The organism is Blautia sp. AF26-2, assembly GCF_003460955.1.
Classification (GTDB): domain Bacteria; phylum Bacillota; class Clostridia; order Lachnospirales; family Lachnospiraceae; genus Fusicatenibacter; species Fusicatenibacter saccharivorans.
Map to the genome: position 1 here is coordinate 9,777 of NZ_QTWD01000001.1, position 18,175 is coordinate 27,951.

Annotated in this window: 20 protein-coding genes and 1 pseudogene; 12 read left to right on the forward strand and 9 right to left on the reverse strand. The window is 46.2% G+C overall.

The genetic code is table 11. The annotated features are described in order from the left end of the window. The first annotated feature begins 557 nt into the window (after window positions 1-557). From DWY63_RS00070 to DWY63_RS00080, 3 genes are all read left to right on the forward strand, one after another. Window positions 558-788, forward strand: coding sequence for a helix-turn-helix domain-containing protein (locus DWY63_RS00070; protein WP_008728422.1), 231 nt, complete (start codon window positions 558-560; stop codon window positions 786-788). A gap of 84 nt (window positions 789-872) precedes the next feature. Continuing rightward, window positions 873-2,090, forward strand: coding sequence for a tyrosine-type recombinase/integrase (locus DWY63_RS00075; RefSeq protein ID WP_117800646.1), 1,218 nt, complete (start codon window positions 873-875; stop codon window positions 2,088-2,090). Window positions 2,091-2,238: 148 nt separating this feature from the next. Beyond that, entirely contained in the window at window positions 2,239-3,450 is a 1,212-nt protein-coding gene (locus DWY63_RS00080; RefSeq protein ID WP_117800648.1) for a tyrosine-type recombinase/integrase, read from the forward strand. A gap of 251 nt (window positions 3,451-3,701) precedes the next feature. Here DWY63_RS00080 and DWY63_RS00085 read toward each other — a convergent pair whose 3' ends face one another. The 6 genes from DWY63_RS00085 to DWY63_RS00115 form a co-directional block, all read right to left on the reverse strand. Beyond that, window positions 3,702-5,348, reverse strand: a complete 1,647-nt coding sequence (locus DWY63_RS00085) for a recombinase family protein (protein ID WP_199572093.1) — start codon at window positions 5,346-5,348, stop codon at window positions 3,702-3,704. An 80-nt stretch (window positions 5,349-5,428) separates the two neighbouring features. Beyond that, window positions 5,429-5,731, reverse strand: coding sequence for a hypothetical protein (locus tag DWY63_RS00090; protein WP_033121834.1), 303 nt, complete (start codon window positions 5,729-5,731; stop codon window positions 5,429-5,431). A gap of 18 nt (window positions 5,732-5,749) precedes the next feature. After that, window positions 5,750-7,039, reverse strand: coding sequence for a plasmid recombination protein (locus tag DWY63_RS00095; protein ID WP_033121833.1), 1,290 nt, complete (start codon window positions 7,037-7,039; stop codon window positions 5,750-5,752). Window positions 7,040-7,385: 346 nt separating this feature from the next. Then, window positions 7,386-7,601 carry a hypothetical protein gene (locus DWY63_RS00100; protein WP_055228675.1) on the reverse strand — a complete coding sequence of 72 codons (216 nt, stop codon included), beginning with the start codon at window positions 7,599-7,601 and terminating at the stop codon, window positions 7,386-7,388. Between the two features lie 400 nt (window positions 7,602-8,001). Further along, window positions 8,002-9,348, reverse strand: a complete 1,347-nt coding sequence (locus DWY63_RS00110) for a DNA primase family protein (RefSeq protein WP_117800650.1) — start codon at window positions 9,346-9,348, stop codon at window positions 8,002-8,004. Between the two features lies 1 nt (window position 9,349). After that, window positions 9,350-9,970: a CHC2 zinc finger domain-containing protein gene (locus DWY63_RS00115; RefSeq protein ID WP_033121509.1), complete on the reverse strand. Its 621-nt coding sequence runs from the start codon at window positions 9,968-9,970 to the stop codon at window positions 9,350-9,352. 222 nt (window positions 9,971-10,192) lie between these two features. Between DWY63_RS00115 and DWY63_RS00120 the strand changes: the two genes are divergently transcribed. From DWY63_RS00120 to DWY63_RS00135, 4 genes and pseudogenes are all read left to right on the forward strand, one after another. Next, a complete protein-coding gene (locus DWY63_RS00120) occupies window positions 10,193-11,299 on the forward strand; it encodes a DUF6076 domain-containing protein (protein WP_033121508.1) in 1,107 nt (368 codons plus the stop codon). A 10-nt stretch (window positions 11,300-11,309) separates the two neighbouring features. Further along, window positions 11,310-12,017: a hypothetical protein gene (locus DWY63_RS00125; RefSeq protein WP_117800652.1), complete on the forward strand. Its 708-nt coding sequence runs from the start codon at window positions 11,310-11,312 to the stop codon at window positions 12,015-12,017. A gap of 35 nt (window positions 12,018-12,052) precedes the next feature. Beyond that, window positions 12,053-13,240 (forward strand): hypothetical protein, encoded by a 1,188-nt coding sequence (locus DWY63_RS00130; protein WP_033121506.1) that lies wholly within the window; start codon window positions 12,053-12,055, stop codon window positions 13,238-13,240. Between the two features lie 77 nt (window positions 13,241-13,317). After that, a pseudogene (locus DWY63_RS00135) lies at window positions 13,318-13,842 on the forward strand (ABC transporter ATP-binding protein); the annotation flags it as partial. A gap of 18 nt (window positions 13,843-13,860) precedes the next feature. Here DWY63_RS00135 and DWY63_RS00140 read toward each other — a convergent pair. Further along, window positions 13,861-15,252, reverse strand: a complete 1,392-nt coding sequence (locus DWY63_RS00140) for a recombinase family protein (RefSeq protein ID WP_199607163.1) — start codon at window positions 15,250-15,252, stop codon at window positions 13,861-13,863. A gap of 244 nt (window positions 15,253-15,496) precedes the next feature. On the opposite strand from DWY63_RS00140, the gene DWY63_RS00145 reads away from it, so the two are divergent. Next, complete coding sequence (locus tag DWY63_RS00145; protein ID WP_055296883.1) at window positions 15,497-15,694, forward strand: helix-turn-helix domain-containing protein; 198 nt, start codon at window positions 15,497-15,499, stop codon at window positions 15,692-15,694. Between the two features lie 249 nt (window positions 15,695-15,943). Here DWY63_RS00145 and DWY63_RS00150 read toward each other — a convergent pair whose 3' ends face one another. Further along, on the reverse strand, window positions 15,944-16,327 hold the full coding sequence (locus DWY63_RS00150; protein ID WP_117800655.1) for a helix-turn-helix domain-containing protein: 384 nt from the start codon (window positions 16,325-16,327) through the stop codon (window positions 15,944-15,946). Between the two features lie 146 nt (window positions 16,328-16,473). Between DWY63_RS00150 and DWY63_RS00155 the strand changes: the two genes are divergently transcribed. After that, window positions 16,474-16,761 (forward strand): hypothetical protein, encoded by a 288-nt coding sequence (locus tag DWY63_RS00155; RefSeq protein ID WP_117800657.1) that lies wholly within the window; start codon window positions 16,474-16,476, stop codon window positions 16,759-16,761. On the opposite strand, the gene DWY63_RS17910 is transcribed toward DWY63_RS00155, so the two are convergent. Further along, window positions 16,733-16,906: a hypothetical protein gene (locus tag DWY63_RS17910; protein ID WP_158568297.1), complete on the reverse strand. Its 174-nt coding sequence runs from the start codon at window positions 16,904-16,906 to the stop codon at window positions 16,733-16,735. The genes DWY63_RS00155 and DWY63_RS17910 overlap by 29 nt on opposite strands. Before the next feature lie 90 nt (window positions 16,907-16,996). On the opposite strand from DWY63_RS17910, the gene DWY63_RS00160 reads away from it, so the two are divergent. The 3 genes from DWY63_RS00160 to DWY63_RS00165 all read left to right on the forward strand — a co-directional run bounded on the left by DWY63_RS00160 (window position 16,997) and on the right by DWY63_RS00165 (window position 17,847). Then, a complete protein-coding gene (locus tag DWY63_RS00160; RefSeq protein ID WP_117800659.1) occupies window positions 16,997-17,227 on the forward strand; it encodes a hypothetical protein in 231 nt (76 codons plus the stop codon). A 15-nt stretch (window positions 17,228-17,242) separates the two neighbouring features. Next, a complete protein-coding gene (locus DWY63_RS18600; RefSeq protein ID WP_256137875.1) occupies window positions 17,243-17,377 on the forward strand; it encodes a hypothetical protein in 135 nt (44 codons plus the stop codon). A 284-nt stretch (window positions 17,378-17,661) separates the two neighbouring features. Then, complete coding sequence (locus tag DWY63_RS00165; protein WP_071144226.1) at window positions 17,662-17,847, forward strand: hypothetical protein; 186 nt, start codon at window positions 17,662-17,664, stop codon at window positions 17,845-17,847. The last annotated feature ends 328 nt before the right edge of the window (window positions 17,848-18,175 follow it).

Genomic DNA, 18,175 nt, shown 5'->3' on the forward strand with positions numbered 1-18,175 from the left:
AGCTTGTAAAATATTTTTGATAAAATTTCATTTGATGCGCCTGTTTTTTGCCTTTTTTGTCAGTGTTAATAAGAAGGACAAGTTTTCATCCTTCATCAGTACATTGACAATCGAATAGACAGCACAACAGGTACATAACCCATGTACGAGCGAATATGAAACGCCGCGAAGATGGAGCAGTCAGGGAGGTGATGAAAAGACTTCTTCGGAGCGATCTACGATTTCATAAAACGGATTGTGGCAGATTCGGCGCGATGACTGCATGGGGGCTTAAAGATACTTCCTCACGGCCCGCCAAAGACTTGGGGGGAACCCTGCGGCACACGTTACGAACGATGCTGCGGAGTTATGACATCCGCGCCAGCGGAGACCTATTGTGTTCCCATCGTCAGGGGGCGTGGCAAATGTGACGAAAGCTGAGAAATATAAATAGGAAGCGTTTGCCGCTTTCTGTTCAAAATCAGATACCATGCGCTGGTGGTTTCGGCTGCCAGCGTATTCATGTGATTTTGAACAAACACGATGACAAACTTGACGGATTGGAGGAAATATGCTTTATGGAAAAACTTATTACGCGAAAAGAAGCAGCAGAAATTTTGGGTATCAGCATTGCAACGCTGGACGCGGCCCGTAACAATGGTCTTATTTCTTATGTGCAATATGTGCAGAATGGCTGTGTGTACTTTACCTCAGCGGGCCTTCAGGAGTATATCGCAAAATGCACCCACAGAGCAAAGCCAGCAGAAAAGAACGCAACTTATCGTAAACCTCGCAGAGCTGGAGTGTGAGCCGGTCCGTATCCTTGTCGAAATCATAATGGTCTGATAAAACATAGATACAGCGCTGGAGTATATTCTTAGGAGGTGGAGAAATTGGCAAATAGAAAAATAATGCTTCCTCAATATGGCACAGTTATGAAAAGAGGTGTCCTATATTATAGGACCAGAATCAAAGACACGAATGGTAAGCTCGTAGCTATCTACGCAAAAACACCTGAAGAACTATACAACAAAGAAACGCTTGCGTTGGAACAGATTGAGAATGCCACTTTTCATCGGAAAACGCCCACAGTTGCAGAGTATTGTGAAAAGTGGCTGCTGATGCAGTCGGTTCATGTACGAGCTACTACTTTGACGGATTACACCTCAAAGGTCAGGCGGCATATTATAGCGGAATTGGGAGATAAACGGATGGGTGAGGTTAGCCTGGATGATATTCAGCTTGCCCTTGTTCCGGTTTCCAAGAAATCTGCATCGGTTTATAAATCTGTGGTAATCCTTTACAAATCTATCTTTCGCGCAGCGATGGAAAGCAGGATCATTGACCATAACCCGACGATTTATCTCACGACAAAAGGTGGTGGTGTTCCACAAGAGGATCGTCAGGCTTTGACAGATGAACAGGCAGCACGCCTTTTGGATGCTATCCAAGATTTGCCGCCTTATGTCTTTGTCATGATTGGTTTATATGCAGGGCTGCGCCGGGAAGAAATTCTTGCTCTGCAATGGGATTCAGTATATCTGGATACGGATACTCCATATCTGACGGTAAGGCGGGCATGGCACACAGAACACAACAGACCGGTAATCTCAGACGAATTGAAAACCAAGGCTGCGGAGAGAAATATCCCTCTTCCTGTTTGCTTGGCTGAGTGTTTGAAAGCAGCAAAGGAAACATCGACTTCGGAGTATGTGGTTTCAAACCGGGACGGCGAACCGCTGTCCTACACGCAGTTTAAGCGACTTTGGCAGTATATTGTTACGAGGACGGTCAAGGAGCGGAGCTATTATCGGTATGAAGATGGAAAAAGAGTAAAGCATACTGTCACACCTGTCTTGGGAGAAAAGGCTGCTCATAACGGAAAAGTGGTTTACAGTCTGGACTTTGAAGTAACACCCCATCAGCTGCGGCATACTTACATTACCAATCTCATTCATGCATCGGTAGATCCCAAAACGGTTCAATACCTGGCAGGCCATGAAAGCAGCAAGATTACCATGGACATTTATGCAAAGGTTAAGTACAACAGACCAGATGAGCTGGTCAGATCAATGAGTAGCGCGTTTGCAAGCTGGGACGCAGCACAGTAATAATAAAATAGGAAGTAAAGCAGGAGCGAGGCAAGGATGTCTCGCTCTTTGTTTTACATCAGCCGTATCTTTGATTAAATCGAGGCTTTCTGATAAAAAGAGAGTGTAGATACGGAGACTACACATTATCAAGAAAGGACAATCAAAGATGGCAAAAAAGAAAACACAGATCCCGAAGTACGGGACCATTACATTGAAAGGAATCCAGTATTACAGAACCAGGATTACGGATGCAGATGGCAAAGAGTTGAGTTTGTATGCCGCTACTTGTGAAGAATTGTATGAGAAGCAGTTAGAGGCCCGGAAGCAGGTAGAAGAAATTATCTTTCACCGGCAGCACCCGACAGTAGCCGAGTATGGCGAGAAGTGGCTGCTGATGCAGTCGGCAAAGGTGTCTGCGTCTACACTCAGAGGTTATACGAGGGATATGACAAACTATATCATCAAACCCCTGGGCGAGATGTATATGGAAGAAGTGACTGCTGACGATATTCGGCTGGCTCTTGTTCCATTGTCAAAGAAATCGGAAGGCTTATACAATAAGGTCAATATGCTGCTCAAGTGCATTTTTTATGCGGCAGAGAGAAACCAAATTCTTGAACACAATCCCTGTGCGGGAATATCCGGTAAAGGCGGAAAACCGACAAAAAAGAAGGAGGCATTGACAGATCAGCAGGTAGCCGTGCTTCTGGATACAGTCAAGGGGCTTCCTCCATATTTGTTTATTATGCTCGGTTTGTATTCCGGTCTGCGTCGGGAAGAAATTCTTGCACTGCAATGGGATTGTGTATTTCTGGACGAGGATACACCTTATCTATCGGTGAGGCGGGCATGGCGTACAGAGCATAACAGACCCGTGATTTCTACGGTGCTAAAGACTCCGGCGGCAAAAAGGGATATTCCGATACCGAAGTGTTTGGTGGATTGTCTGAGAGAAACGAAAGAAAATTCCATATCAGATTATGTGATTGCTGACAGCAAAGGGGAGCCGCTGGCTGCTTCGCAGTTTCAAAGAGTGTGGCAGTATGTCGTTGTCCGCTCCACTAAGCCCCGGAACTATTATAAGTATGTGAATGGGCAGAGCATCAAATACACGGTTACCCCAACGCTGGGCATGACCCAGAAAAATCAACCCAAAATCAGATATACGCTGGACTTTGATGTAACCCCGCATCAGCTACGGCACACTTACATTACCAATCTTCTCTATGCTGGTGTTGATCCAAAGACCGTCCAATACCTTGCCGGACACGAAAACAGCAAAACAACTATGGACATCTATGCAAAAGTGAAGTATAATAAACCGCAGGAGCTGTTTGGGGTAGTAAATGGTGCGTTTCATCAGGCTATTGCTGAATGAAAAAAGGCCGTTTTTTATGGTCCGCACACCGGATAACTGAGAGGTAGAAAGCCGGAAAAGCCCGGAGTATCAAGGGAGAACAACTCAAAAACTCGCGCAGTACGGTCTCAAAGCAGCTCGTCGCGCTCCGCAGTTCAGCAAGCGATAATCGACTGCTCAGGCTATATCAAAATGGTTCAAAAAGCCCGGAAAATCAAGGATTAATAGTGACAAGTAACTATTTTGTCGCAGAGAACGGTGTGACCCGAAGGTCACGCCGTTTTTCTGTGTTCATAGGTTGTTTGCGTGATGATAGGCTCGGAAATAACGGGAATATCTACATCGTCCACGAAGTTGAAGAAAATCTTCACTTTCTGCTTGCGCTTGCCGCTGGATTTGTCCGGGGCATAGACGATGATTTTCTTGATATACTCGTTCACGATGGTCTGTGTCAGCTCCTCCACATCCACATATTTCTGTGTCAGGGCGATAAAGGCATCCAGACCGTCGTTCATTTCTTCCCGCTGTTCCACCCATTCTTCGATAACTTCAATTTCGAGCTTTAACCGTTCCTGCTCCGCTTCATAGTCCGCAGACATCTTTCTGTATCTGTCCTGATTGAGATTTCCAAGAACATAGTCCTCGTACAGCCGGGCGATGATGACATCCAGATCGGCAAGGCGTTTCTTTGCCTGTTCCAGCTTCTTTTTGTCATCCCGGATGCTGCGCTCCTGGTCAGTCCTGCGGCATTGCAGCCATTCCTCCTGAAAACCGTCCACATCGCTTCGGATATACTCATTGACTGCCCGGATGCGTTCCAGAACGATTTCACGAAGCACATCTTCCCGGATATAGTGGGCAGTACAAGTACCACGGTTGCTCTTGTAGTTGTTGCAGACGTAGTGATCCTGCTTGCCCTCAAAGCTTTTGCTTGTGGCAAAGTGGAGCTTGCCGCCGCAATCGGCACAAAACAGAAGCCCGGAGAACAATCCCTGCCGTTCCGCTTTTGCGGGGCGGCGTTTGTTTTTCCTCAGTTCCTGCACCCTGTCAAACTGTGCCTGAGATACAATCGCTTCCTGTGTGTCCGGCAGATAAAACATATTCTCCGGCTCATTGGGAATCCGCTTTTTCAGCTTGTAGGACTTGGAATAAGTCTTGAAGTTGCAGGTACAGCCTGTGTACTCCTGCCGTTCCAAAATCCCTGCAATGGACTGGTTGCCCCAGTGGTACGGTCTTTCCGGCATCGGCTTTTTCTTTCGCTTGGCATAGAGTGCCTTTGCGGTCATAATCTGCTTTTCTTCCAGAATCCTTGCAATCTGCTCCGGGCCTTTGCCGTCAATGCAAAGGTCGAAGATGAGCTTGACTACCGGAGCCGCTTCTTCATCCAGAATCCAGTGATCCTTGTCCTCCGGGTCACAGCGGTATCCGTAGGGCGGTTTGCCCATGTGCTTCCCACTGGTTCCTCTCTGCCGCAAACTGACACGGACTTTCTTGCTGGTATCACGGGGATACCACTCGTTGAACAGATTACGGATTGCGGCGAAGCCCTCGCTGTCTCCCCGGTTGCTGTCTACGCCATCATTTATAGCGATAAAGCGGACATCATAACTCGGAAAGATAATATCCGTATATTGTCCAACAGTCAGATAGTCACGACCAAAGCGGCTGAGGTCTTTGACCAGCCAGCAGCCCACAAGCCCCTGCTTGACAAGCTCAAAGCCTTCCTGCACACCGGGACGATTGAAGTTCGTCCCCGTATAACCGTCATCCACCAGAATTTTCAGGTTTGTATACCCGTGGTCACGGGCATATCGGGTTAAATACTCTCTCTGATTTGCGATACTGTTACTCTCGCCTTCCTGGGCATCCTCGTTGCTCAGACGGCAATAGAGAATGGTAATTTTCTGCTGATCCAACATAATATCCTCCTTCGGTGGTTGGTCAGCCGACAGTACCGTTGTGCATATTGGAATTATATCATGCTTTTGTGTCGCAGTCATTAACAAATCACCCCCTTGTCAGAAAAAATGAGCCGTTTTACCTTGTCGGTAAGTGGCTCATTTCCATCACACTCCGTTTCAATCACATACCATGTGTTTCCGATCTTGCACTCAATGGTTTTGCAGAAAGAGGACTGTGCCGCTTCCCAACGCTTGCGGCATTCTTCCAGAAAATCAATAGGCGGCTCAAAAATCGGATCGAAGCAGGAGCAAATATCAATATAGCCGATGGCATCGTTGATTTCTTCCATCGGGGCATCTTCCATAATCATCTTGTTAATTTCATCTACGGTTTTCTTCATAGGCAAATAGTTCCTTTCTTAAATTTCCATGTCCTGTCCACGATTGCGGGCAGGGTGTTTGTGTTCATACAGTTCCTTTCCCCTGGCGAGGATGGCATTGATAAAAGCCCAGACCTTTTCAGATGCAATCTCAATCGCATCCAGGAAAGGCTGGGCTTTTTGTTTCAGCTCCTCATAGTCTTTGTTCAGTTTTTCAAAACGGTCTTTCCATATCTTTGCGTTTTTATCTGCCTGCTCGAATTTCTGCTTGTATTTCAGCTTCTCAGACTTTTCCGCAAAGCTGCTGACCGCATAATCCTTTAGCGTGCGGCACTCATCCGCCGTCATGGTAACATTTCCCGTAATGGGATTTTTCTTGCCCATCGACTCAATCTCATGTGCAGTCATAGCAACAGACTTAGCAGCCTGAGTTTCCTTTTTCAGAGCTTCCAGTTTCTTTTTCTGCTTCTCCGTGGCAGCTTTGGCATCCGCTAAGCTCTGCTCGGCCTGTGCCACCTGTCCGGTCACAGCTTCCAAACGCTGCTGTTCGGCCTGTACCTTGAACTGTGTCACCGTCAGATGTTCTTCGGTGCTGCCACATTCTCCACGCTCTACATCGGTATAACCAGCGTTTCGCATGAAATTGAAAAAGTCATCCTGCAGCACACTGTAGGACGACTTCAAAATCTTTTTCCCTTTTGCGTTCAACATAGGATTTCCGTTTTCATCAAGAACGGGTTTGGATTCCCACTTCTTACTGCGGCTGACCTGTGTGATCGTTTCCTTTACCGTTCCCCGGAGGGATTCATCCTTGCATCGCTTCGACCACAGGATTTGTTTCTCCACCACCGGGATATAAACCACATGAAGGTGATAGTGGTACACATCCTCACCCAGAGCTTCCGACATTGCCCGGTTGCGCTCGTCGGCATGCATTACAGCGGAGAGGATATACTGCTCACCGCCCACGATCTCCACGGCGGCTTTATAGGCATCGGCATAAAACTGTTTTGCAAACTCATAGCCGCCGTGGTTGTAGAAATAAGCGGAGTTCACATCGAAAACCAACTCGCCATATTTGACGGCATCCGGTTTCAGCCCTCTGGTGGAGATGATCTTGTCCTGCTCCATCTGCTCAAACATTTTTACATAATCGTCAGTGGGAGACTTGAAGTGAACATTCAGCGCAGTACGTTCCGGCACGATGTCCACATTGGAATAACGGTCTTTTTCACGCTCATTGTGTTCCTGTACTTTTGTCACATCATCCGGAGTTTCCAAGTCCTGATTTCTGGCTAAGGTACGATCAATTCCATCATTTCTTGCCATAGATTTTTGTCCTTTCTTTAAGATTTGCAGACAGCGGAGGGCTGAGGAACGGCACTTTTTCAAAGTGTAATAACCCACTATTACACTTTCATCCATGCTGGCTACAAAGTGCCGTGGGCTCTCCGAGGGCTCTCCCGAGGGGGAATGCGGTCACTGCGGTGACCTCTGCTGACCAAGGCAAAATGTCTGCGCCTTTTACCTTGGTCAGCCCGTCTGCATGAAGCTGTTCTGCGGAACATTTCTTGCAGACGATGGCAGCGAAAACCGTATCTTTCACTGCCTGTCCATGGGCAGCACTGCGGTGCGCCTATGGGGACGGGAGATGCGGAGGGCTGTTGCCGGGGTATCACTTCTCCCGTCTTTTCTGCCATACGATGTCGTAACCAAGCACAGCGGCAAGCTCCAATACTTCCTTGTATCGTATACTTTCCCGCTGTAATTTTGCGGACAGGTTGGAAACGCTGTCGCTCCATCCGTACTCGTCCGAGAGCAGGTCAACAACTTCCTGCATGGTCATCCCGGCACGGATGATCTGTGCCTTTATTTCGTTGCGTATATTCATATTGATAAAATCCTCCATAATTCAGTTCATGTGTCGGTGCAACCTCTGCGCTCCAAGGTGGAGTGGATGCACCGAACAGTGAAAAATCTGCAATCTCCGAAATCCGTTCAGAATTTCGCTTGTGATGTCCTGTCCATATATGACCATATCCCACTTTGCCGTTTTGTGTGGTTTGGTCTGGAACAGTGAAAACACCCATTGTTCCGTGAACAGGGTACACGGTTCAGAGAAGCACGATTTCGTGAAATAGTTTCGTCCTGCGGTCAAAAACTTTGCTGTTTCCATTACCATTGATTTTTAATGCCCGAAAACAGGTCAGCTTTGAAAGCTGCTGTTTCCTATAACGGAAGAAAACAGGGGTAAATGCTGCGTACATACGTACAGAGCATGACTGGCAAAATCAATCCCGCCAGTCCTCCGGTACGTACGTACACGGCGAAACATCGTAAAATCCATTTATATGAGGTCTTGCCACAGCTTCCACGCCCATAAAGCCCCACACCCGCCGTCCGGCAGAGTTGGTGATGTTGTTGCAATGCTCCAGATTGAATCTCCCGGCATTGGCAATCATGGCATCGCTGAAGCTACGGGCTTTCAGCGGTGCAAGGGAGTTTTCCTCACACCACATCCGGTAGATTTCATAGAAATCCTTAGAGCTGATGGAAGCATCCGCTTTCAATCGGATGTATCCCTCCGACTCCATGAAATCAAAGATATTGTTGTTGTCACGCTTGACCGCTTCCCGGTTTTTCTGGATACGGTCACTCTCCGTAAACTTAAAGTTGTTGGCAACAAGCCGCTGTAAGCCTTCAAATGCCCACAGGAAGATACCCTCGGCTTCAGCTTTCATCTTCTCTGCAAGGTCAGGATCATCGGCTCTGTCCATGGGCTTTTCTTTGGTGGTCAGCACAAGCTGTCTGCGGTAAAAACCATCGCTGCGATCATATAGGGCTTGCAGATCACCATTGCTGAATGCCAGCAACCGGGCAAACATCCAGCCCTGATAACTCTGCTTGCCCTTGCGTTCCAAGTCCATTTTGCCCTGTGCAGTCACGATGGATTTTACATAGTTGGTCTGACGCAGAGCTTCCATCCGCATATCATCATCCACGCACAGCAGGATGTGTTCCAGATCGGCACGGGCAAAACGGTTTTCAGAAATCTTCCCGATGCTGCCGTCTTTCATATTCGTGCCGAAGATGGTGGACAGCACCGCACCGATTTGAGATTTACCCTCGCCACCGTTGCCTTTAATCACCATCATGCGCTGCCCCTTGTTGGAGGGAATCAGGCAATAGCCGATAAACTCCTGCAAAGTTGGAATGTCCTCGGCGTAAAGCAACCCATCCAGAAAGTTCAGCCAGATCACCGGTGCAGGAGCATCGGGATTATAGCCGACAGGCAGACGGCTTCGCACGATAGCCGGTCTGCCTTCGGTGAAAGTGCCGTTCAAGAGCAGCGTACCGTTGGCAACATGGATGCGATCCTGCTCCGGAGGGAAGTCAGACACCTGCGCTTCCAGTTTCAGCACTTCCAGAATGTTGGTGATCTTCCGTGGGATGTTGTTCACGGCACAAAATTTCAGCTTGTCGTAAATCTCCCCACGCAGAGGAAGGTCATCCGTCACTCGACCATCGGGCGTGAAAAAAGCTCCGTTTGCGAAGATGATTCTGCGCTCATGCAGAAATTCTTCACAAAACAGAGCTTCGTTGATGTTCTGCCCGTCAAACCAGACAGGAAAATTCATATTAGGCGTTTTCCGGTTCTTCGCCACGGTGCGCCACCTCCTTTTTCTTTCGTGCGGTATACTCTTGCAGAAAAGCAATTTTGTCGTCCTGCATCAGCTTGTCCACCAATGCCACCCGTTCTTCCAGATCACCCACCGTCAGCACATCTGCCATATATTCGATATAGCAGTGCATCTGGCAGGCTTCCACAAAACGGTCATCCAGAGCATCTTCCGGTGTCTTGGGTGCGTATCGTATTTTCCAATCTTCCAGCAGATGCAGATAATCCGTCAGCACCCGGAAACACAGCATTTCATTCTCCCGGAACTGACGGATATAGGGACGCTTTGGCTTGACCATAGCTGCGGCAGTGGGCGGTTTCGGGTCAAGCCCGAAGTCCGCAGCCAGCTTTTGCGCTGCTTCATAACTGCTCAGATCGAACAGTCTTGCCACAAGGTCGATTACATCCCCCTTGGCTCCGCAGCCGAAGCAGAAGAAATAATCCTCGTTCAGCTTCAAGCTCGGATGCCTGTCGTTGTGGAACGGGCAGCAAGCCATACCATTGCGGTTGACATTCAGCCCGTAGTGTTTTGCGGCTTGCTTTACGCTGATTGCCGCCTTGATGATTTCATAGATTGTCATAGAAAAACCTCCGTTCATAGTATTTAGAAAGCACGAAACACCCGCCGTGATTGGCAGGGGTTTGGCTCCTTCTACTATGGTTATGCCGGATTTTTCAAAAAACAGGCTAATCGGAGGACAACCCCGTTTCAAAAAACAGGACAACTTATGGATAGATGTAGATTTCTTTACATTAGCATGATAGAATTAAGAAAATGAAAAAACAGGACAGGAGGGGCAAGCATGAACCAAGAACTGATGACATTGGATTTTTGGCAGGATACGGTCATATATGAGGGAAAAACACTTCCTGTCGGCGCTCTTGCCTGTGATGCGCTGAATGTCCCTGCGGATACCATCGCAAAGATGAACGAGCAATGCGAGAAAATCAATCTGCTGCTTGGAATATTAAACGCCGGACAGGATGCTTCTGCACTCTGTCCTATTGCAACGGAAGCTGCTCTGACGATGCTTGATATTCTCAGTCAAACACCGCCGTTCTCCTATATGAATATCTCAAAGCACAGAGAACGGATTGAAAAAGTCTTTACTGTGGACAATGCGCTGAAATATGTGGAGTTTGCCATAAAAGCCGCAACCAATTCTTTGCAATTTGAAGAAATCCAGAACTTTGCCGATGCGATGATGCTCCAACGCTATACCGCAGTTTTCGGGCATCTGGCATACTCCCTTGGGGAATACCAAACGGCCATGCTTGATTTTGCAGAAAAATCAGACGGCAATGAAGCAGAACGCACCGCAGAGGGTTTTGCAAAAATGTTCGGCGACTATTTTCCGCCGGAGTTCTCTATCACGGAGGGCAATGCCTGGATGTCTACTTTGAATAATTCCGTTCAGTATATATCGGTCATCCGTCCCGGCGAAAAAGTTGCGAAGCTGGTCAAGCGGATGCACTATGTATCCTTTGTAGGGATGTTCCGGTCTGATCTTTTTGAGGGCTTATGTGTTGGTCATGCCCCGAAAAAATGCAAAATCTGCGGCAAGTGGTTCCTCACCACCAACGCAAGGCACACCAAATACTGCGGCGGCTATGCACCGGGGGACAAGCTGCACCGCACTTGCCGACAGATCGGCAACCTGAAAGGCAGAGAACAACGGGAGCTTGCGGACGATCATCCGGTGAAACAGATTTATGAGAAACGGCTGAACACCATAAACCGCTATGTGAAGCGTGGTACTCTGGACGCTGATCTTGCAGAGGTTATGAAAAAGCTGGCAAAGGATAAAATGCTTCGAGCGCTGAGCAATGTCGCCTATGCCAAAGGTGATTACGAAAAAGAGATGGGACAGGCTGCTTTGAAGAAAGAAGCAAAATTACGGACGAAATGAGGAATATGTAATGGCACAGAAATATGATTTAACTGATATTGGGAATGCGCTTAGCCGGGTTATGGACAATCCTATGACCAAAATAATCCGTTCTGGCTCTATTGGTGTGTTGGGCGTAGTAAACCCAGTTGCGGGAATTGTAGGCGGAATAGGAAATGATCTTCTATCTGAATACAATACCTTCAAACTCGGCCATCTACTGAACGGTCTTGCATCTGGCTTTAATCTCGAAAGAAGATTGAACGAGCTTTACAACTATGTAAACTCCAGCCCGGAAAAGGCTATTATCGTAGCCAATCTGTTCAAACAAACCGTAAATGCAGAATGCCCAAAGGTTTGCGTTATTTATGGTCTAATTCTTGCAAACCATTTAGAAACACTTACAGAATTCACGCACGAAGAATTGATTGTCTGTAAAGCTTTGGAAAACGCTACGGATTATGATCTGAAGAATTTCAAAGAAATAATGGAGAACTATCTTAAGCCAACATCAAATGGAAGAAGAATTGTATTTCCAAAAGACTTTGCAGATATTGCTGCTTTCACCACCACATGCGATTGGTGTGTATATTATAGAATCTTTGTTTCTCGCACAGCAGAGTGGGGTGAAATGGAAGAAGGCATTTTGGATATGAGCACGTACTATTACGAGGCAAATCCTGCATCTGTTCTTCTGGATAATATAAATGCTGCAAGACAAACTTGGAATTATGGTTAATTATTCCCGCTGATTACTTAGAAGGGAGGTGCGCTATGCTAAATGATTTTTCGTGGAACATGACCGGATACATACCGAAGCACCAAGTTAATCCACACGGTGACGGCATCATCCCCTATGTGGCAGAGCGCATCTTCCAACTGGAACCGGAACCGCCAGCGGTGGACAGTCTGAATGAATATATCCTGTCTGCTTTGCGGGAAAAGAATTTGCTATATTTTTCGTTCTTTCTGCACCACTACGAAACGCAGCTCAACAAGCGCATCAAAGGCTTTCTCAGTGTGGACGGCGGCAATCTGTACGACACAGACCGATTTATCGATATAAAGATCTCCTGCCGGGAGCAAATGCTCCAAAAGCTGATGGACTATGATCCTGCCAAGGGTGCGGAGTATGCTACATACATCTATCCGTTCATCTGGGATTCTATGCTCCGTTTCCGCATGGGCGAAGAAAAATGGTCGGTATCCTCTCTGACCAATTACAAAATGGTGCGATCAATGGCGTGGCTGTACCATAACACCAAAGATGCGGTCAACCAGTTTTCCAAGAAGTATAACTGCGACCTTGCTCTTGCGGAAGAATATCTGAAAGTTGTCCGTGGAATCCGCAACCAGCAGCCGTTCTATATAACGGACGAGGACGGCGAGGAAACAGGCGAGGATATAGCCCTTGACGATAGCTGGAACTATACCGACATCCTCTGGAACGGCATACAAGCAGAAAAGGTACAGCGGGCATTTGAGAAGCTGAATTACCGGGAACAGACCTTGCTCGAAAAACGGTTAGCAATCTGTATGACCTGCGGGCGAGTTGGCTCATGGAAGAACCGCCCCACTTTTGAAGAATTGGCGATTATGTTTGAGGGCAGCACAGCCAGCGGTGCAGAGCGAGCCTACCGGAAAGCGGTGGACAAACTGACAGAACTGCTGGTTGCCGAAGGTGCGCTCCATGCTGTCCGGCTGAAACAGAAAACCAAAACCAAGCGCAAAAAGAAAATCGCCGCCGCAATCTACGAATATCAAGCAGACTGCGACGGCGAATGGGGCGAAATTTCAGTTGATTTTGAGAACGGCACAGCAGAGATTATCCGACTTGCTGATTGGGATACAATTAAAACGAACTGGTTTGCCAAGGAGGCGATCCGGTATATTTTATCATTGTCGCCTGATGCTCTTACAAAATATATGCTCGTCCCCCTTGAGCCGCCACTTATATCTTGAATCCTTACAACCACTGTAAGTGGTATTTGCTGTGTTCCCATGCTATCATTTTATTACAAATGATAGGAGGTATTCACATGAAACCCATTTTGAATATTGAAAATTTAACAAAAATCTATGGCAATGTGCCAAGTCAAACAAAGGCACTGAATGGGATCACCTTCCAGGTGATGCCGGGAGAGTTTCTCGGCATTATGGGAAGCAGCGGTTCCGGTAAATCCACACTGCTCAATTGTATTGCGACTGTGATTCAACCCACAGGTGGAAGCATTCAGGTGGAAGGCGATACTCTGCAATCCCTCAAGGGAAAGGCTCTTGCAGAGTACCGTGGCAAAAAAGTTGGTTATCTATTCCAAAACTTTGAATTGCTGGACAACCTGACTGGCAGGGAAAACATCCTGCTCCCGACTTCCTTGCATGGGGTATCCGAAGCAGAAAGCAGCCAGCGGCTGAAGCAGTTGGCTGACTATCTGGAAATCACTGATGTTCTGGATAAGTTTCCGTCCAAGATGTCCGGCGGCCAGCGTCAGCGTGTTGCGGCAGCAAGGGCTCTGATCTTACATCCCCAAATGATCCTTGCCGATGAACCGACCGGAGGGGTTCAGTTAGTAGTATAACAATCACAAAAAAATAATATGAATGTTTTTGTCATGGTCAACACGGATTTCCTTGACAATGGAACGCCACAATTCACGCCTCTCCGGTATAGACAAAGAATCATACACACTTTCAAAATCCATTTTCAAAAAGTTTTTCAAATACGATAAATCCTTGACGGGTCGGGAATCCTCTGCATTTATTTTCTCAAGCTGCATCAGCAATTTTTCTCTATCAAGTTTGAACTCGTCCATTGTTATGAGGTCGTTCAAATATAGGTCTTTCAATTTCTGCATTTTTCCCTCAACACTCCGGCGTTTGGCATCGGTACGCAATGCCGGAAGATTTGCGACCTCGTATTCTGCAATATAGTTTTCCAGTTCCGGACGGATGCGTTCGAGGAGCATCTTTTCAAGGGTTGTCTCAAAGACGAGTTTTCGGTTCGGGCAGCGATGCAGGTTCACACCCTGTCGGCAGCGGTACACACTGTATTTATATATAATTCGTGTTCCATCGGCACGGACACGACCTCTTGCACGTTGCTGACACCCGCTCATGATATGGTCACAGTCATCACAGACAACGAGACCACTGAAAATATAATCGTGCTTTTTTCCGCTCTTGATGTTGATTTTGAGAAGTCTCTGCACATCAAAGAAAAGGTCACGGTCAATGATAGCAGGACAATAATTTTTATTGTCACGAAACTCACCGATGTATTTCGTATTTGTGAGCATATTTTTGAGACTGGCAGCAGAGCGGACAAGTCCGAACTCGCTCTCCATGTACCGGAGTGTCATGCTCAAGTTTCCAGTCTTGCGGTAGTATTGGAAGATAGCAACGGCAGTCGGAGCATCGTCATCCGGTACAAGGTGTTTATTTACAATCGTATATCCGAGAGGAGTTGAGCCGGAAAGAACCTCCCCGTTGTCAACCTTGTCATCGAACACGCCGAGGATTCGGTCGGAATCATTTTGAGCCTCAAGTTCTGCCCATATCATTGAATTATTAACGAAAGCACGACCGTGAGGGGTTGAGGTGTCAAAATAAGGCTGCTCAATGGCAGTCCATGAAACACCATGTTTGTCAAGAATGTCCTGCGTGTTCAGATAATGACGGAGATTTCTGAACCAACGGTCAAGACGGGTGAAAATAATGAGGTCAATTCTACCTGCACGGACATCATCAATGAGGCGTTGAAAGTCGTCTCGTTTCAATTTCTGTCCGGAGATTCCGTCATCAATGTATGTGTCAACGAGAATCATATTCTCATGACTGTCTATGTATTTTTGCCCTGTTGCTAATTGGTCACGCATGGAATCTCCGTCCTTGACCTGTTTGTCAGTTGAAACACGGATATAGATTGCCACACGGAGCAGGATTTTCTCGACAGGAGCGGTTGTTTTACGTCGCATTTTATCAACTCCATTCAAAAAAGGTATAAAAATAAAACCTATGCACAAGCACGGTTTTATGATAAAATGAGACTTGCGGGTGACATTTTATCAATCGTGCTTGTACGATAGATATATGTTGTCAAAGAGCGGTTTCCATTGGCGTGGAGGCTGCTCTTTTTTTATTGTAAAAATTCGATAACGACATCAAATCAGTGCGAAAAATTCGTTCTGTACACTTTCCTTGAGAAAGGAGGTGAGCAGGATGAAAATTCTCGTTTGGGAAATGAGAACCTCAAAAGGGTTCACATTGATGGAGTTATCGAAGAAATCCGGAATCGGAAAATCTACGATAAACAACATCGAAAACGGTAAGGTGTCGCCGACATTATTTCAGCTTGAAATGATAGCGATTGCATTAGGCGTAAAAATCACCGACCTGTTTGAATCCGAATACAAATAATTGTATCACATTGCAGCGGGATTCCGGTAGCAGGAGGAACGATTTCCACGATTATGGAAATCAACCTCGATATTTCCACAATGATGGAAATATATGATACACTGTAATCGGAAAGGGGGTGTTCCCCTTGAATTACAAAGAGGCTATTGTTGAAATAGTCGGGAAGATACAAAACGAACGCATCCTCAAGAGGATATATAAATTCGTGGCGTATCTATACACCCATGAGGCTGACAGTTGAAAAAGCTGTCAGTCTTTTTCTTTATTATTTTGTGTGAACTCAATCGCCTTTTTCATTAAGCGGTCAAGTGCAGCGATGTCCTCGTCGCTCAACTCAAGCATGAATTTGAAAAGGTTTTTTCGTGCCTCGTCCTCACCCGCCATGATGCGGTCAATGCGTTCGATGAAATCATCGTCGCTGTCGATGAACATTTCTCCCTCACCAGTAGTCAACCACATATAATCAACACTGAACTCACGGCAGATAGATTTTGTCATGTGTTCGGAGAAAGACCTGCGACCGTTTTCTAAATCAGATACAGTCGACTTTCCAACACCTATACGTTGACCGAATTTCTCAAGGGTAAGGGATAAAGTCTTTCTTAATTCTTTGACACGTTCGCCTTGCGTCATACTGAATCACCTCCTCTGTTTTCTAAAGCATAACACCCAACGAAACAAAAATCAATAAAAAAGTTCGCAAAAAGGAAAAATTGTATTGACAAAGTTCTGAAATAGGAATATGATGTACGCAAAGAGAACAACAAGGAGGTGAGACGGTGGAGGAAATCAGAAGAACAAAAATCAAAGAGGCAATGAAAGAGACCTTGAATGTGTATGAAAAATTAGATTTGAACATGACAGAGATTGAAATTGTCTCAAGAAGTCAGAACGTAGCTGCGAAAGTTGCGATTGCAAAGAAACAGCTTGAAACGGAGGCAGAGGAGAGACTTGAGAAACAGCAGACACCCATGAAAACGAAAATCATTAAATGGATGCCCGCAATCTGCTCAACATTAGCGATTATCTTGTCAATTATCAGTTTAGTCCTAAGATTATACCAATAATCGAAAGAATCAAGGCGAGGGTTGCAACAACACTATTGTAATAATTGAAACGGTTTTGATAACGGTCTTTTTTACGACGTTCGAGTTCAGCAGCCTTGATGTTCTGATTGCTAATATCGTTAAACAACTTTTGATAATCGTCCACAGCAATTCACCTCCTGTCGTTTGGGAATGGTCGCACATTTATTATATGGCAGGAGGGGCAGCAGGACAAGGAAGAACAGGAGGAACAGGAATGGAAAAACAGAAAAAAGTGTTGAACGTAATAAAAGGATATATGAGCAAATTTGACATCGAACAGGTGACAATCATTGAGGACGACAAGGATTCAGTGATTTTCTCCGGAGATGTTGAGAAATTCCTGCATCCGTGCGAAACGATGCAGAATGAGGCATACAGAATCAAAATGACAGAGACAAAAAGAGTTCTCAATTTCAATGATGAAAAATTATTCATTTTCATATAAGCAGGAGGAACAGAAATGAGCAATGCAGAGACATTGAACCAGTACATAAAAGAATTATTTGATTATTGGGATGGAAAAAACGATGATTTTGAACCTATTCCGATACCGAAAGAAGTCGACGACGAAATGCAGAGAGATTCGTTTTATTAAAGCCGAAACGGGGCAACAGTCGCCCCGTCAGCGTCCGGATGGCGACCGACGCTCTGACGATGGCAAGCCGAGAGACAGCGTCAGCGATACCGTGGGAAACATGGCAGCGGGTGGACTTGCTAAAAGGTTCACGGTTGGTCAACAGGTTTTCAATGATTTTTTAAGGTGAAAAGTCATAACACGGTAGACATAGCCGGAAAGCAGGTGGACGGGATGCAGAGACCGAGAGAACCACCAGTGCAGGAAATCACATAAAACACTATCAACAGAGGAGGTGTTGAATCATGACGAGAAACGAGAAAAAGACGGCAATCGAGAACATGGCAGAAAGATTCATGAATATTTCTGACCTTGAGGGAAAATCAATGGCAATCATGGTCATGTCTGCATACGCAGAGGGCAAGGCAGCAGGAAAAGTCGAGGAGCGTCGCAGATGGGAACAGAAAGAGGCGGTTGCAACGACCGCCTAACCGAACACGAAAACAACAGGCAAGAGCCTTTTTAATAGATTGGAGGTGCAGCAGGTGAGTGAACAGAACATCAAGAAATTTTATGAGACATTAGCGAGAATCATTTCTGAACGTGAGCAGGTGAAAATCACCGTGAGCGTCTCAAAGAAAGAAAAAGCAGCATAAAGACAAAAAACGGATGACCGCTGCGAACGGTCATCCGTGTGTCAATCGGTGTCGATTGATATGTTTCAAACTAAGAATATTATATCAAATCTGACACGAAAAAGCAACTCAAAAACGACCGTAAAGGTCGGAAAAACAAAGGGTTTTCGGAGGTTTTGTCGTC

Excerpts from the sequence above, each read along its gene's own strand:
- DWY63_RS00070 (WP_008728422.1), top strand. The coding sequence starts at position 558 with ATGGAAAAACTTATTACGCGAAAAGAAGCAGCAGAAATTTTGGGTATC.
- DWY63_RS00080 (WP_117800648.1), top strand. The coding sequence starts at position 2,239 with ATGGCAAAAAAGAAAACACAGATCCCGAAGTACGGGACCATTACATTG.
- DWY63_RS00085 (WP_199572093.1), bottom strand. The coding sequence starts at position 5,348 with ATGTTGGATCAGCAGAAAATTACCATTCTCTATTGCCGTCTGAGCAAC.
- DWY63_RS00090 (WP_033121834.1), bottom strand. The coding sequence starts at position 5,731 with ATGAAGAAAACCGTAGATGAAATTAACAAGATGATTATGGAAGATGCC.
- DWY63_RS00095 (WP_033121833.1), bottom strand. The coding sequence starts at position 7,039 with ATGGCAAGAAATGATGGAATTGATCGTACCTTAGCCAGAAATCAGGAC.
- DWY63_RS00100 (WP_055228675.1), bottom strand. The coding sequence starts at position 7,601 with ATGAATATACGCAACGAAATAAAGGCACAGATCATCCGTGCCGGGATG.
- DWY63_RS00110 (WP_117800650.1), bottom strand. The coding sequence starts at position 9,348 with ATGAATTTTCCTGTCTGGTTTGACGGGCAGAACATCAACGAAGCTCTG.
- DWY63_RS00115 (WP_033121509.1), bottom strand. The coding sequence starts at position 9,970 with ATGACAATCTATGAAATCATCAAGGCGGCAATCAGCGTAAAGCAAGCC.
- DWY63_RS00120 (WP_033121508.1), top strand. The coding sequence starts at position 10,193 with ATGAACCAAGAACTGATGACATTGGATTTTTGGCAGGATACGGTCATA.
- DWY63_RS00125 (WP_117800652.1), top strand. The coding sequence starts at position 11,310 with ATGGCACAGAAATATGATTTAACTGATATTGGGAATGCGCTTAGCCGG.
- DWY63_RS00130 (WP_033121506.1), top strand. The coding sequence starts at position 12,053 with ATGCTAAATGATTTTTCGTGGAACATGACCGGATACATACCGAAGCAC.
- DWY63_RS00140 (WP_199607163.1), bottom strand. The coding sequence starts at position 15,252 with ATGCGACGTAAAACAACCGCTCCTGTCGAGAAAATCCTGCTCCGTGTG.
- DWY63_RS00145 (WP_055296883.1), top strand. The coding sequence starts at position 15,497 with ATGAAAATTCTCGTTTGGGAAATGAGAACCTCAAAAGGGTTCACATTG.
- DWY63_RS00150 (WP_117800655.1), bottom strand. The coding sequence starts at position 16,327 with ATGACGCAAGGCGAACGTGTCAAAGAATTAAGAAAGACTTTATCCCTT.
- DWY63_RS00160 (WP_117800659.1), top strand. The coding sequence starts at position 16,997 with ATGGAAAAACAGAAAAAAGTGTTGAACGTAATAAAAGGATATATGAGC.
- DWY63_RS18600 (WP_256137875.1), top strand. The coding sequence starts at position 17,243 with ATGAGCAATGCAGAGACATTGAACCAGTACATAAAAGAATTATTTGAT.
- DWY63_RS00165 (WP_071144226.1), top strand. The coding sequence starts at position 17,662 with ATGACGAGAAACGAGAAAAAGACGGCAATCGAGAACATGGCAGAAAGA.